This window comes from Leifsonia sp. McL0607, from assembly GCF_049993355.1.
GTDB lineage: Bacteria > Actinomycetota > Actinomycetes > Actinomycetales > Microbacteriaceae > Leifsonia.
In genome coordinates this window covers 2527100-2541425 of sequence record NZ_CP188253.1, presented here as the reverse complement: position 1 = coordinate 2541425, position 14326 = coordinate 2527100, and the positions used below count along the sequence as shown (strand labels likewise).

13 protein-coding genes and 1 tRNA gene are annotated in these 14326 nt (G+C 69.9%); 7 read left to right on the top strand and 7 right to left on the bottom strand.

What is annotated here, in order from left to right; all coding sequences use genetic code 11:
* Positions 1 to 17: 17 nt before the first annotated feature.
* The 7 genes from ACPPVW_RS12190 (at position 18) to ACPPVW_RS12160 (ending at position 8190) form a co-directional block, all read left to right on the top strand.
* The gene (locus tag ACPPVW_RS12190; RefSeq protein WP_426623386.1) at positions 18 to 908 is read left to right on the top strand and encodes an XdhC family protein; all 891 of its coding nucleotides are present in this window, start codon (positions 18 to 20) and stop codon (positions 906 to 908) included.
* Positions 892 to 1536, top strand: coding sequence for a nucleotidyltransferase family protein (locus ACPPVW_RS12185; RefSeq protein WP_426623385.1), 645 nt, complete (start codon positions 892 to 894; stop codon positions 1534 to 1536). The genes ACPPVW_RS12190 and ACPPVW_RS12185 overlap by 17 nt, the downstream gene beginning before the upstream one ends.
* The gene (locus ACPPVW_RS12180; RefSeq protein ID WP_426623384.1) at positions 1533 to 2450 is read left to right on the top strand and encodes an AAA family ATPase; all 918 of its coding nucleotides are present in this window, start codon (positions 1533 to 1535) and stop codon (positions 2448 to 2450) included. The genes ACPPVW_RS12185 and ACPPVW_RS12180 overlap by 4 nt, the downstream gene beginning before the upstream one ends.
* Complete coding sequence (locus ACPPVW_RS12175; protein WP_426623383.1) at positions 2443 to 3747, top strand: vWA domain-containing protein; 1305 nt, start codon at positions 2443 to 2445, stop codon at positions 3745 to 3747. The genes ACPPVW_RS12180 and ACPPVW_RS12175 overlap by 8 nt, the downstream gene beginning before the upstream one ends.
* A 63-nt stretch (positions 3748 to 3810) precedes the next feature.
* Positions 3811 to 4578 (top strand): SRPBCC family protein, encoded by a 768-nt coding sequence (locus ACPPVW_RS12170; RefSeq protein ID WP_426623382.1) that lies wholly within the window; start codon positions 3811 to 3813, stop codon positions 4576 to 4578.
* Between the two features lie 30 nt (positions 4579 to 4608).
* On the top strand, positions 4609 to 5751 hold the full coding sequence (locus ACPPVW_RS12165; RefSeq protein ID WP_426623381.1) for an XdhC family protein: 1143 nt from the start codon (positions 4609 to 4611) through the stop codon (positions 5749 to 5751).
* A gap of 783 nt (positions 5752 to 6534) precedes the next feature.
* The gene (locus tag ACPPVW_RS12160) at positions 6535 to 8190 is read left to right on the top strand and encodes an ATP-binding protein (RefSeq protein WP_426623380.1); all 1656 of its coding nucleotides are present in this window, start codon (positions 6535 to 6537) and stop codon (positions 8188 to 8190) included.
* An 88-nt stretch (positions 8191 to 8278) separates the two neighbouring features.
* Here ACPPVW_RS12160 and ACPPVW_RS12155 read toward each other — a convergent pair.
* From ACPPVW_RS12155 to ACPPVW_RS12125, 7 genes are all read right to left on the bottom strand, one after another.
* A tRNA-Pro gene (locus ACPPVW_RS12155) sits at positions 8279 to 8352 on the bottom strand.
* Positions 8353 to 8634: 282 nt separating this feature from the next.
* Positions 8635 to 10155 carry a ribosome biogenesis GTPase Der gene (der, locus tag ACPPVW_RS12150; protein WP_426623379.1) on the bottom strand — a complete coding sequence of 507 codons (1521 nt, stop codon included), beginning with the start codon at positions 10153 to 10155 and terminating at the stop codon, positions 8635 to 8637.
* Positions 10148 to 10864: a (d)CMP kinase gene (gene cmk, locus ACPPVW_RS12145; protein WP_426623378.1), complete on the bottom strand. Its 717-nt coding sequence runs from the start codon at positions 10862 to 10864 to the stop codon at positions 10148 to 10150. Before cmk ends, der begins: the two co-directional genes overlap by 8 nt.
* Positions 10861 to 11949 carry a prephenate dehydrogenase gene (locus ACPPVW_RS12140; protein WP_426623377.1) on the bottom strand — a complete coding sequence of 363 codons (1089 nt, stop codon included), beginning with the start codon at positions 11947 to 11949 and terminating at the stop codon, positions 10861 to 10863. The genes cmk and ACPPVW_RS12140 overlap by 4 nt, the downstream gene beginning before the upstream one ends.
* Positions 11950 to 12087: 138 nt before the next feature.
* Positions 12088 to 12846, bottom strand: a complete 759-nt coding sequence (locus tag ACPPVW_RS12135; protein WP_426623376.1) for a pseudouridine synthase — start codon at positions 12844 to 12846, stop codon at positions 12088 to 12090.
* Positions 12836 to 13465 (bottom strand): SMC-Scp complex subunit ScpB, encoded by a 630-nt coding sequence (gene scpB, locus ACPPVW_RS12130; protein ID WP_426623375.1) that lies wholly within the window; start codon positions 13463 to 13465, stop codon positions 12836 to 12838. The genes ACPPVW_RS12135 and scpB overlap by 11 nt, the downstream gene beginning before the upstream one ends.
* Positions 13455 to 14288: a segregation and condensation protein A gene (locus tag ACPPVW_RS12125; protein WP_426626294.1), complete on the bottom strand. Its 834-nt coding sequence runs from the start codon at positions 14286 to 14288 to the stop codon at positions 13455 to 13457. The genes scpB and ACPPVW_RS12125 overlap by 11 nt, the downstream gene beginning before the upstream one ends.
* Positions 14289 to 14326: the final 38 nt, after the last annotated feature.

Here is a 14326-nt window from a genome sequence, read left to right as displayed (position 1 = left end):
CGAGGGGCGGCATCAGCGTGAAGAAGGATGTGCAGACCGTCCGGGCACAGGAGTTGGCGGCGCGCCGGGAGCCGTTCGTGCGCGCCACGGTCGTGCGGGCGCAGCATCCGACCAGTGCCCGGGCCGGCGATGTCGCCCTGGTGCTGGCCTCGGGCGAGATCGAGGGATTCGTCGGCGGCAATTGCGTGGAGGCCTCCGTTCGCGAGTACAGCCTGCGCGCGCTGACCACTCACGAACCGCTCCTGCTCAAGGTCGTCCCCGGTGAGCCGTCCCGTGTCCACGAGGAGGGCAGCGTCGAGGTGGCGAACCCGTGCCTGAGCGGCGGAGCGATCGAAGTCTTCCTCGAGCCGGAGATCCCCGCGCCGCACGTGATCGTCGTCGGCTCGACGCCGGTCGCCCAGGCGCTCGCCGAGCTCGGCGAGAGGCTCGGCTTCGAGATGGAGCTGACGGACGGATCCCTCGTCTCGCCGAGCCCGGACGATGCCGCGGTCATCGTCGCCTCGCACGGCAAGGAAGAGGAGCCCGCCCTGGAGCGAGCCCTTCGGGCCGAGGTTCCGTACGTCGCCCTGGTCGCCAGCGAGAAGCGCGGGACGGCCGTTCTCGCCTCGCTCGAGGTCGACCAGGAGCAGCGCGCCCGGGTCTTCACGCCTGCCGGACTGGAGATCGGCGCCACCGCTCCTGCCGAGATCGCGTTGGCGATCCTCGCGCAGCTCGTCGCCGAACGCTCGAAGTCCGCCGTCGCGGAGCCCGTCCTGAGCATGGCGGTCGATCCGGTGTGCGGCATGGCGGTCGCCGCGGTCGACGCGAGCCTGCGCGTCGATCTCGACGGCACCAGGTACTACTTCTGTTCCGAAGGCTGCCGGTCCGCCTTCCTGACCGATTCGGAGCGCTATGCCGTCGCGCACTGAAGAGCGCACCGGCGAACACGCTGACAAGCGCACTGACGAGCGCGCCGCCGGCCTCGTGCTGGCGGCCGGCGGATCGTCCCGCCTCGGCCGCCCGAAGCAATTGCTGCCGTACGGCGACGGCGTGCTGCTGGACGCGGTGCTCAGGGTCGCCGCGCAGAGCGGGCTCGACCAGGTGGTCGTCGCGCTCGGCGGGTCGGAGGCCGAGGTGAAGAGAACAGTCGATCTGGCCGGCGTCGACATCGCGGACAACCCCGACTTCACCGCCGGATGCTCCTCCTCCATCGCCGCGGCGATCCCGGCCCTGCACCCCGCGACGCGGGTGCTGATTCTGCTGCTCGGCGACCAGCCGGGCGTCCGCGCCGAGACCGTGCGAACCCTGATCGCGGGCCGCGCGGATGCGCCGATCGCGGTCTGCCGCTACGACGACGGCGTCGGTCATCCCTTCGCCTTCGACCGGAGCGTGCTGCCAGCACTTGCCGCGCTCGAGGGAGACAAGGCCGTGTGGAAGCTCCTTGAGCAGCGCGCCGCCGAGGTGACCGAGGTCCGGATCCCCGGGCCGATCCCGATCGATGTCGACACCGAAGACGATTACGCCCGCGTGCTGGCCGAGCTCCGGGAAGCCGGATGACCGCGCTGGCGCGGGCGGGCGCCGAAGACGAGGTCCGCCGCCTCGTTCCGGATGTCGCTGCGCTGGTCTCGGGCCTGGCCGACGAGGACTACCTCGCCGACGACTCGCTCGCGACCGCCCTCTTCCTCGCCGTGCGGCTGCCACAGCCGATCCTGCTGGAGGGCGAGGCGGGAGTCGGCAAGACCGAGGCCGCGAAGTCCCTGGCACGGATGCTCGATACCCCGCTCTTCCGGCTCCAGTGCTATGAGGGGATCGACGCGGGGGAGGCGCTCTACGAGTGGAACCACCAGCGCCAGCTGCTCGGCATCCGGCTGGCGGAGCTGGGCGGCGACGTCCTCGACGAGACCGACCTCTTCGCGCCGCAATACCTGCTGCGCCGGCCGCTGCTGTCGGCGATCGAACACCAGGGTCCGCGTCCGGCCGTGCTGCTGCTGGACGAGATCGACCGCGCCGACGCCGAATTCGAGGCGTTCACGTTCGAGCTGCTGGCCGAGGCCGCCGTCAGCATCCCCGAGCTCGGGACGATCCGCGCAGCCCACCCCCCGATCGTGGTGCTCACCTCGAATCGCACCCGGGACCTGCACGACGCGCTGACGCGCCGCTGCCTCTACCACTGGATCGACTATCCCGCGCCCGAACGGATGGCCGAGATCGTGCGCCGCCGCGTGCCCAGCAGCTCCCGGCCGCTCGCCCTCGAGGCCGCGACGGCGATCACCAAGCTCCGATCCCTCGACCTCGCGAAGCCGCCCGGGATCGCCGAGGCCATCGACTGGGTGTCCGCGTTGGCGATCCTCGGCGTCGACCGGCTCGGTCCGTCGATCGTCGAGCAGACCTGGGGATCGATCCTCAAGAACCGCGACGACCTGGAGATCGCCTGGTCTCACGGCGCCGAATGGGTGGTCGAACGTGCCTGAGATCGAACGGGCGACGACGCCCGGCGCGCTGCCCGGCACACCGGCTGGCACACCAGCCGTGGAGCCGGCGGCGTTCGCGGCGGGGTTCACGACCGCCCTCCGACGCGCGGGTCTGGGGGTCTCGCCGGAGCGCGCAGCCTGGCTCTCCGAGGCGCTGCGGCTCATCCCGCCGGGTTCCCGCAGCGCCCTCCACGAGACCTGCCGTGCCGTGCTGATCTCCTCGCGCGCTCAGCTCCCCCTTTTCGATGCGGTGTTCTCCGCCGTCTTCGATGGACTCGTCGACCCGTCGAACAGCCGCGGCGATCCGAACGCTCCCCCTCCCGTCGGGTCGGAACCGCGGACCCGTCCGACCGCCGCCGACAGCCGCCCGACGGGCACGTTCGCGAGCAATCCGGCCCCGCAGCCCCCGGCGGCGAGCGCTTCCGCGAAGAGCCCGGACGAGCCGGACAAGCCGGACAATTCGAAAACGCAGGACCCCGCACGGGAGATGGTGCTCGCGATGGCCTCCCGCGAAGAGCGACTGCGCGACACGTCGTTCGCCGAACTCTCCGAGGACGAGATCGCGCAGATCCGGACGCTCGTGCGGAGAATCGTCGTGTCGACTCCCCAGGTGCACAGCCGCCGCTCACGTTCTTCCGCCCACAGCAGCGCCCGGCTCGACCTGCGCCGCACGATCCGCACCACCCGGCGCCTGGGCGTTGACGGCACGCGCCTCGTCTACGCGCATCGTCGGCCCCGGCAGCGCCGCCTCGTGCTCCTGTGCGACGTCTCGGGATCGATGGAGCCGTACACGAGGGTGTTCCTCACCCTGCTGCAGGGCGCGGTCGTCGGCGCACACGCGGAGGCCTTCGTCTTCTCGACCCGACTGACCAGGCTCACCCGCCAGCTGACGGTGCGGGATCCGGACCTGGCCCTCGCGCAGGCGGCGGCGAGCGCCGCGGACTGGGCAGGCGGCACGAGGCTGGCCGAGAGCATCCGCACGTTCATCGACGAGCACGGCCGGCGCGGGATCGCCCGCGGCGCCGTCGTCGTGATCCTCAGCGACGGCTGGGCCCAGGACGATCCGCGCGACGTGGAGGTGCAGATGGCCCGCCTGCGCCGCCTTGCCTTCCGCATCATCTGGGTCAACCCGCGCAAGGTGGCCGTGGGCTTCCAGCCGCTGGCCGGCGGGATGGCCGCCGCCCTCCCCTACTGCGATTCGTTCGTCAGCGGGCACAGCTACACCGCCCTCGCCACGCTGGCCGCCGCGATCCGGGCGGACACCGCGATCCGGGCGGGCACCGCGATCCGCACCTGATGCCCCCGACCGGACGCCTCCACCGACAACTCCTGAGAGCCACCGAGAAGCAGAGGACAACCCATGGAACTCGACAGCAGTTTCTCCGTCGTCGCACCGATCGACACGGTCTGGGCCGTGCTGATGGATTTCGACCGGGTCGCCGGCGCGGTGCCCGGCGCCGAGATCCTGAACCGGCTGTCGGACGACGCGCTCCAGGTAGGCATGAAGGTGAAGCTGGGCCCCGTTTCGTTGCAGTACAAGGGGCTGGTGAAGATCGACCAACTCGATGACGACGCACATCGCGCGGTGTTCAGCGGCAAGGCGCAGGAGACCCGGGGACAGGGCGCCGTCGAGGGAAGCGCCACCCTCTCCCTCTCCGAGGCGGGGGGAACGACCACGGGAACCGTTCACGCCGAGCTGACGCTTACCGGCAAGGCCGCTGCGATGGGCAGGAGCATCATCGACAGCGTGACCAAGCAGATGGTGGGACTTTTCGCCAGCAACCTGCAGGCGATCATCGAGGAGGAGATGGCGCCGGAGGCAGGAAGCGGCTCCACGAGCGCCACAGCGACCGCGCCGACGGCCGGACGTGACTCCGCCGCTCAGGCGAACACCGCGCAGTCGTCGTCACGGCCGGCCTCATCCCAACCCGCCCCACCTCGCCCGGCCGCAACCCGGCCGGCCAGTTCTGCCGCCACGCCGAACGACAGCCTCGACGCGATGAGCATCGCACAGGGCGTGATCGCCGATCAGCTCCGCGACCCGGTCAAGCTCGGCGCCGTCCTGGTAGGGGTGGGCGTCCTCGGTTACCTGATCGGCCGCCGCCGAGGGCGTCGGGTGCGACACTAGGAGCATGACGCTCGCTGGAGAGGGAGCGAAATGCGAGATGTGCTCGACGCTGTGATGGCCGACTGGCAGGAGGGACGAACCTCCGGCCTCGCAACAGTCGTGCGCGCCTTCGACTCGGCGCCCCGGCCTCCCGGCGCCGCGATGCTCGTCACCGCGGAGGGGAACGCGGTCGGCTCGGTCTCGGGAGGCTGCGTCGAGGGCGCCGTGTTCGACCTCGCGACCGAGGTGATCTCGACCGGCCGGCCCTCGCTCGTCCGCTACGGGATCAGCGATGACGACGCGTTCGCCGTCGGCCTCACCTGCGGCGGAATCCTCGACGTGTTCGTCGAACCCGTCTCCCGCACGACTTTCGCGGGACTCGACGATGTGAGCAAAGACATCGAAGCCTCGCGCCCGGTCGGCGTCGCGACCGTCATCGAGCATCCGGATCCCGCCTGGCTCGGCCGGCACGTGATCGTGCGACCTGAAGGCTTCGAAAGCGATCTCGGCTCCGCCCGCGCGAGCCAGGCCATTGCCGACGACACCCTCGGCCTGCTCGCCGGCGGCCGCAACGCCACCCTGACCTACGGCCCGGACGGCGAACGTCTGGGCGAGGGAATGCGCGTCTTCTTCGCAAGCTTCGCTCCGCCCCCACGGATGCTGGTCTTCGGCGCGATCGACTTCGCCTCCGCCATGGCCCGCCTCGGCGGCTTCCTGGGCTACCGCGTCACCGTCTGCGACGCCCGTCCGGTGTTCGCCACCCCCGCCCGGTTCCCCGGCGTCGACGAACTCGTCGTCTCCTGGCCGGACCGGTATCTCGCCGAGCAGATCGAACTCGGCCGCCTGGACTCCCGTACCGTGATCTGCGTGCTCACCCACGACCCCAAGTTCGACGTTCCCCTCCTCGAGATCGCCCTGCGCGGACCCGAGCTGGCCTACATCGGCGCGATGGGCTCGCGACACACCCATGACGACAGGCTCGCCCGCCTCCGTGCGGCCGGGCTGACCGACGCCGAACTCGCACGGATGCACAGCCCAGTCGGCCTCGACCTCGGCTCCCGCACCCCGGAGGAGACGGCGGTGTCGATCGCCGCCGAGATCATCGCCCTCCACTGGGGCGGCAGCGGCGAGCCGCTCGCCCGACTCGCCGGGCGTATCCACCACGACGATCTCGTGGAGAAGCTCGATCCGTGACTTCCGACGCAAACGTGGGCTGTGATCTGGCGGCTGTTCCCGAAGGCGGGGCGCCCTAGGCCAGGGCATCGGTGAACGCGGATCGGCATTCCGGTCGATTCTGAGCGCCACGGGCGTTAATACTTGTTTCGCAAATGTCGAGCGCGTCCGAGAATAGATCACGTGGCCGAAGCGCTCAATACAAATCGGCGTCGAGCAAGCGTAGCTCCGCTACCCTCCGAGTATTCGTCGTTCATCGATCGACGGAAACCACTGGCGGCTGCGCGAGAACTTCTGGGAACGACGCGTCTTCTCACCGTCGTGGGTCCCGGCGGGGTGGGCAAGACGCGGTTCGCGACCAAGTTGGCGGAGACCGCGCGGGGCCGCTTTCCGGGGGGAGAGTGGTACTTCGATCTGACCCGCGTCAGCCCGTCGGGATCGCTGATCGATGAGATGAGTGGCGTCTTGGGGGTTCTGACGGCCCTCGACGGAGGCGCTGAGCGGATCACGGGCTTCTTCGGGTCCAAGCGGGGCCTCCTGGTGCTGGACAACTGCGAACACATCCTGGATCAGTGCATCGCCCTGGTGCACTCCCTGCTCGCGGAATGTCCGGGGCTGACGGTGTTGGCGACCAGCCGCGAGGCGATGCGGATCAGCCCCGAGAAGCTCTTCCTGCTCGAGCCTTTCGAGACAGAAGGGTCGGATTCGAGCGACTCGGCGGCGGCGGCGCTTTTTCTGGAGCGCTGCGCGGCTGTACTTCCGGAGCCCTCCGATGCGGAGCGCAAGGCGATCGCGGAGATCTGCGTGCGGCTGGACGGCCTGCCGCTCGCGATCGAGCTCGCTGCGACGCGGATGCGCGCTCTCGCCGCCGGTCAAATCCTCGACATGCTGACGGAACCGTTGCCCCTGCTCACGGGGGGACCGCGAGACGCCCCAGACCGGCAGCGAACGATGAGTGCCACGATCGAGTGGAGCTACGCGCTCTGCACGCCGGAGGAGCAGCTGGTCTGGGCTCGGATGTCGGTCTTCCAGGGCGGGTGGGACATCGAGGCTCTCGAGTGGATGTACCCCGAGGATGCAGCTTCAGCGCTGGACATCGTGGAGTCGCTCTTGGACAAGTCGATCGTCGTGCGGCGTCAGACCGGGAACCTGACCTATTTCGACATGCTCGACACTATTCGGGTCTTCGGCTCCCACAGGCTGTCCAAGGCACAGTTGCGAGAAGCGCGCTCGCGTCACCGTGACTGGTATCTCGACCGGATCGATGCTCTCTCGGCGGACTGGTACGGACCGCGGCAGGCGTACTGGTTGGCGTATTCTCGCCGGGAATTGCCCAATATCCGGGCCGCGATCGAGTTCTGTCTCGCGGAGGGGGACGCCACCTCCGCCGGCCGCCTGGTGGCGACGGCGGCTCGGCCGTTGTGGATAGCGAACAGCCTGATCGCCGAGATGCACCGCTGGCTCGGGCTGGTGGTCGAGGCGGGGACGCCACCCACTCCCGGCGCGGTCGCGGCGCTCGCCTTTCGCGCCTGCTCACTGTACTTCTTCGACGGCAAGGACGAGGGGCAGCGGCTGATGGCGCAGGCGAGGAGTATCGCTGAGTTGGTCGGCGACGCTGCGCGCTTCGCGGTCGGGGAGTTCACGGCCATGGCACTCTATCCCGACGGGCGTGAGGTCGTCGAGATGGAGAATCTGCTGGCGAAATACGGAACGACCTACCTGGTTCACAGCCGATCGGGCACCGAGAGTCGCTTGGCCGGTGCCTACGATCGAGTTGGCGATGTCGATTCCGGGAATGCGTTCAGGGAGCGTCTCATTTCCAGAGCAATCGAGGCCGGGGATTCGTTCGATACGATGCAACTGCTGCTCGATGCCTCGCTCGCTGCGGTCGACCGCGGCGAAGCCGAGCAGGCGACGGCCCTCGCGAGACAAGCTCTGAGCCTGGCGCTGAATCTCGAGAGCCCGCGCACGATCGACCGCTGCGTAGAGGCGCTTGCCCGCGCGGCAGCCGAAGGACGCGACTACGTGCGCGCGGCGACACTCCTCGGCGTCAGTTTTCCCAACGGCGATCCCGCCGGAGCCATCGCCAACGCGGACCCGCGGCTGGGGCAGTACCGGGCGGAGGCCGAAGACGCGGCGAGAGAGTCCCTCGGTGGACGGGCCTATGACGCGGCGCTGGCCGCGGGGAAGTCGATGGACGTCGACGAGGGCGCGGCGTACGCCCTCGGCACCCAACTGCCCACCCGCATCACGAGCGGACACCTCGCGCCCTCGCAGCCGCTGTCCCCGCGCGAGAGTCAGGTCGCCGCGCTGGTCGGCCAGGGTCTCACCGATCGGCAGATCGCCGAACGCCTGGTCATCTCCCGGCGGACGGCCGAGGGTCACGTCGCGAGCGGCCTGATGAAGCTCGGCTTAACCTCGCGTTCGCAGCTGGCGGCCTGGACGGTGGATCAATCCTGATCCTTCCCCATTTGCAGCACGTTCTGAAAAAAAAGCCGGTGGGCACGAAGATCGCAGAGGATCCGCGCCCACCGGCTTCTTCAGAACGTCGGGCTGACAGGATTTGAACCTGCGACCCCTTGACCCCCAGTCAAGTGCGCTACCAAACTGCGCCACAGCCCGTTGCTGTCCCACCCAGGCCGGGGGGCGCCAAATGAGACAACTCGACTATCTTAGCGTGCGGCGGGGCCGGTCGTGACCAACCCGACAGCCCCAATATCCCAGCCGGCACCCAGCGCGCCACTGCCCACGAGCAGTCGCGCACGGCGTCACGGACGCATGCGAACGCCTCCTGCAGGGCCGAGGAGTCCCCGCGCCCCACAGACAAACCGTCGAGTACGCAGATTGTCTGCGTACTCGACGGTTTCTGACCGATTATGGGCGTACTCGGCGGGTGGGGGTGGGTTAGCGTTTGCGCTTCTCGCGTACGCGCATGTTGAGCACGATCGGCGTGCCCTCGAAGCCGTAGACCTCGCGGAGGCGGCGGATGATGTAGCGCCGGTAGCCGGGGTCGAGGAAGCCGGTGGTGAACACCACGAATGTCGGCGGCCGGCTCGACGCCTGGGTGCCGAACAGGATGCGAGGCTGCTTGCCGCCGCGCACCGGATGCGGGTGCGCCGCGGTGAGCTCGGCGAGGAACGCGTTGAACTTGCCGGTCGGGATGCGGGTGTCCCACGACTCGAGCGCGAGCTCCAGCGCCGGCACCAGCTTCTCCAGGTGACGCCCGGTGCGGGCCGAGATGTTGACGCGCGGCGCCCACGAGACGTGGGCGAGATCCTGTTCGATCTCGCGCTCCAGGTAACGGCGGCGGTCGTCGTCGAGGAGGTCCCACTTGTTGAACGCCAGCACGAGCGCGCGGCCCGACTCCAGCACCAGGTCGATGATGCGCACGTCCTGCTCGCTGATCGGCTCGGACACGTCGAGCACGACGACCGCGACCTCGGCCTTCTCGAGCGCCGTGGAGGTGCGCAGCGACGCGTAGAAGTCAGCGCCCTGCTGCAGGTGCACCCGGCGGCGGATGCCAGCGGTGTCGACGAAGCGCCACACCTTGCCGCCCAGCTCGACCTGCTCGTCCACGGGGTCTCGCGTGGTGCCGGCGAGCTCGTTGACGACGACCCGCTCCTCCCCCGCGGCCTTGTTGAGCAGCGACGACTTGCCCACGTTCGGGCGCCCGACGATCGCGACCCTGCGCGGGCCGCCGACCTCCCGCTTCGCCACGGCAGAGACCTCCGGCAGCGCCTTCAGGATCTGGTCGAGGAGGTCCGCGACGCCACGGCCGTGCAGCGCGGAGACCGGCCACGGCTCGCCGAGCCCCAGCGACCACAGCTCGGTCGCATACGGCTCCTGCCTGGCGTCGTCCACCTTGTTGGCGGCGAGGAACACCGGCTTCCTGGTCTTGCGCAGCAGGCGCACCACGTGCTCGTCGGTGGAGGTCGCCCCCACCGTCGCGTCGACCACGAACATCACGGCGTCGGCGAGGTCGATCGCGACCTCCGCCTGCGCGGCGACCGACGCGTCGATACCGCGGGCGTCGGGCTCCCAGCCGCCGGTGTCGACGACCGTGAACCGGCGTCCGTTCCACTCGGCCTGGTACGAGACGCGGTCGCGCGTGACGCCGGGGGTGTCCTCCACCACAGCTTCGCGACGACCCAGGATGCGGTTGACGAGCGCCGACTTGCCCACGTTCGGGCGGCCGACGATGGCCAGCACCGGGAGGGCCGGCAGGTAGGTGATCTCGTCCGGGTTCTCGGTGGCCGTGCCGAGGAGGTCGAGGTCGGTGTCGTCGAGCTCGTAGTCCTCCAGGCCGCTGCGGAGGGCGGCGGCGCGCTGCACCGCGAGGGTGTCGTCCATAGCCGCAAGCCGCTCGACCAGGTCGTCACTCTGCTCGTCGTATTTGGCGGTGGACTCGTTGTCGATGTCAGACATGGGTCTCTTTCTGTACGACCGCGATGACCGCGTCGACGGTCTGGTCGAAGTCGAGGTCGGTGGAGTCGACGGTGGTCACGCCGTCTGCGGCGTTCATGAAGTCCACGACCCGGGAGTCGGCCGCGTCGCGCCGACGCAGCGCCTCGCCGACATGAGCGGCGGAGTGGTCGGCGAGCTCTGCGGAACGCCTCGCTATTCTAACCGCTTCGTCCGCGGTGAGCAGGATGCGCACATGCGCATCCGGGCAGACGACGGTCGTGATGTCGCGGCCCTCGACCACGATCCCGGGCTTCTGCGTGCGCGCCACGATCGACCGGAACAGGCCGGTGAGGAACGAACGCACCTCCGGAACGCGTGCGATCGCGCTGACGACGGCGGTGACCTCCGGCTGGCGGATGGCGCCGGTCACGTCGTGGTCGCCGACGAACACGTGATACGTGTCCGGGTCGGTTCCGATGCGGTAGTCGAAGTCGGGAAGCGAGTCGATCACAGTCGCGCTGTCGGTCGGGTCGAGGCGGCGCTGCACGACGTACCAGCCGAGCGCGCGGTAGGCGGCTCCAGAGTCGAGGTACGCCCAGCCGAGCCGGCGCGCGGCCGCCTTGGAGACGGACGATTTGCCGCTGCCGGCGGGGCCGTCGACGGCGACGACGACCGGGCCGTCGGGCTCGATCGGGTCTGTGGCGTCGGCGCGGAAGTGCGGGTCGGTCATCCTGCGAGCCTCCAGCCGCGGTCGGTCAGGTCGGTCACGGTGCGCTGCCATACCTCGGGGAGCACGGCGATCTCCGCCAGGCCGAAGGGCGCGCCCGGGGAGTGCTCCAGCCGGAGGTCCTCCAGGTTCACGTCGAGTTCGCCGAGCTCGGCGAGCAGTCGCGCCAGCTCGCCGGGACGGTCCTCCACCATGACGATCATGCTCGAGAAGCGCTTGTCCTGGCCGTGCTTGCCGGGGAGGCGCGCGACGCCGACATTGCCGCCGGCGATCTCCTCGGCGATGGCGCGGCGAGAGCCGCTGGCGTCGATGTCGTCGAGGGCGGCGAGCAGGTGGTCGAGGTCGTCGCGGTAGGCGCGGAGGATCTGCACGATCGCCGGCGCGTTGGCGCCGAGGATCTGCACCCACAGCTCGGGCTCGCTCGCAGCGATGCGGGTCACGTCGCGCACGCCCTGCCCGGCGAGGCCCAGTGCGCCGGCGGCGGAGTCGGCGAGCCGCTTGGCCATCAGCGACGACACGATCTGCGGGGTGTGCGAGACGAGCGCCACCGCGGCGTCGTGGTCGGCGGCGGTCATCTCGATCGGCATCGCGCCGAGGTCGAGGATGAGCGCCTCCACGAGGCTGATGACCGAGCACGGGTTCTCCGCCCGCGCCGAGACCACCCACGGGCGCCCGATGAACAGGTCGGCGCGTGCAGCGCTCGGGCCGCCGCGCTCCCGGCCTGCGAGCGGGTGCGAACCCACGTAGCGGGAGAGGTCGAGACCGGCCGCCTGCAGCTCGGCGAGCGGTGCGCCCTTGACGCTGGCCACGTCGGTGACGACCGCGGTGGGATGCGCGGTGAGTTCCTCCGCGACCACGCGCGACACCAGGTCCGGCGGCACGGCGACCACGATCAGCGTCGGCTCCGCTCCCCCGTCGTCCGGTCGCCCGGCGCCGTAGTCGGCCGCCAGCTGCAGGTGGGCGGGCGAGGCGTCGGCGAGCAGCACGTCGATACCGCGGGCACGCAGCCCGAGCCCGACGGAGGCCCCGAGGAGCCCGGCCCCGACGACGCGGACCGGTCCGGCGAGGCGGGAGGCGGAATCAGTCACGGATCCACTTTAGTCAGTGGGCGCTCGGCGCCCCGCCCACCGTCGTCGCGGAAAGGAGATCGCGCCAGGCGCACCCCACGATCTCCTGTCCGAGCGCTCCAACAGGAGAAAGCGAGCAATTCTCCTTGTCGAGCCGCGTCACTGTCGCGAGATCGTCAGCAGAGCACCCAGCTCGTCTTTGGTCAGGTCGCGCATGGCGCCCACCTTCAGCGTGCCGAGGTGCAGCGGCCCGAACTGCCGCCGGACGAGCTCGATCACCGGATGCCCGACCTCCGCCATCATGCGGCGGACGATCCGGTTGCGGCCCGAGTGCAGGGTCAGCTCGACGAGGCTGTCGCCGCCGGACCGCGACTGCAGCAGGCGCGCTCTGTCGGCCGCGATCGGTCCGTCCTCCAGCTCGACGCCCTTTGTCAGGCGCCCGATGGTCTGCGGCGTCACGGTGCCGCGCACCCGGGCGATGTAGGTCTTGGTGACGCCGAAGCTGGGATGCGCGAGCACGTGGGCCAGCTCGCCGTCATTGGTGAGGATGAGCAGGCCCGACGTCTCGGCGTCCAGGCGGCCGACGTTGAACAGCCGCTCGGAGTAACCGGCTGTGAACCGGGACAGATCGGGACGGCCCTGCTCGTCGCGCATCGAGCTCACGACGCCGACCGGCTTGTTGAGCATGACGTAGCGACGCGAGGTGTCGAGCTGCACGGCGGTGCCGTCGACGGCCACGCGGTCACTCGCCGGGTCGACGCGCCGTCCGAGCTCGGTGACCACCTGGCCGTTCACGGTGACCCGCCCGGCCACGATCATGTCCTCCGACACCCGGCGGGAGGCCACCCCGGCGGCCGCCATCACCTTCTGCAGGCGCTCACCATGTGCGGCGTCGCCCGCGCCTGCGTTACCGGACATCGTCGAACCCGTCGGCGCCGTCCGCCAGGAGCGGGGAGATCTTGGGCAGCTCGTCGATCGAGTTGATGCCGAGCTGCGTCAGCAGCAGGTCGGTCGTGCCGTAGTTGATCGCGCCGGTCTCACTGTCGGTGAACAGTTCGGTGATGAGGCCGCGGCCGAGCAGCGTGCGCACCACCGAGTCCACGTTGACGGCGCGGATGGAGGCGATGGCCCCGCGGCTGATCGGCTGCTTGTACGCGATCACGGCGAGCGTCTCGAGCGCCGCCTGCGACAGCCGGGTCGGGTTCTGCTGGAGGACGTAGCCGGAGACGACGACGTCGAACTCGGGGCGTACGTAGATGCGCCAGCCGCCGCCGACCTCCCGCAGCTCGAAGCCGCGACGCACACTCGGTCTCCCGTCGGCGACGGCCTCGCCGTCGTAATCGGCGACCAGCGCGTCGATCGCCGTGCGCACGCGCTTCACGGGCGCGCCGACCGCCGTCGCCAGCGTCACGATGCTCATCGGCTCGTCGGCGACCATCAGGATGGCCTCCAGAGCGCGCTCGATCTGCGCGTCCTCGACAGTGCCCTCCAGACCGGCCGCGGGCTCGGTCTCCAGCTCGGTTCCGTCAACCGTCATAGTCTGCTCCCAGGTTCGACAGGTTCTCGTCCGACCAGTGCTCGGCCGTCCAGCGCAGGGTCAGCTCGCCCAGCGGTTCCAGCTGCTCGAACGCGATTGCCGCGTGCCGGTACAGCTCGAGCACGGCGAGGAACCGCGCGATCACGACGCCCTTCTGCTCGGCTCCTGCTACGAGCTGCCGGAACGAGAGCTGATCGCCGCTGCGCAGCATCCCGACCACCACCGCCGCCTGCTCGCGGATGCTCACGAGCGGCGCGTGCAGGTGGTCGAGCCCGACGACCGGGATCTCGCGCGGCGTCATCGCGAGCGTCGCGAGGGAGGCGAAGTCGTCGGGGCTGAGCGTCCAGACCAGCTCGGGCGTGCGCTGGCGGTACTTGTCCTCCAGGCGGACGGTGCGCGCGTGGCGCGCCGCCTCGGTGTCGAGCTGCGCCGAGAACCAGGCCGACGCCTCCTTGAACGCGCGGTACTGCAGCAGGCGCGCGAACAGCAGGTCGCGCGCCTCGAGCAGGGCGACGTCCTCCGCATCGACGAGCTCGCCTTGCGGCAGCAGACCTGCGATCTTGAGGTCGAGGAGGGTCGCGGCGACGAGGAGGAACTCGCTCGCCTCGTCGAGGCTCTGGTCGGCGTCGAGGCGCCGCAGGTAGGCGATGAACTCGTCGGTGACTCGGCTCAGCGAGATCTCGGTGATGTCGAGTTCGTGCTTGGTGATCAGCGACAGCAGGAGGTCGAACGGCCCCTCGAACTCCCCCACAGCAACCCGAAACCCTTTGTCCGCTCCGTCGAGGGGCACGTTGTTGTCCCCTTCGGCCTCCGGAAGGGGCAACGACGTGCCCTTCGGCGTCACTGCACGTGCGGCGGCAA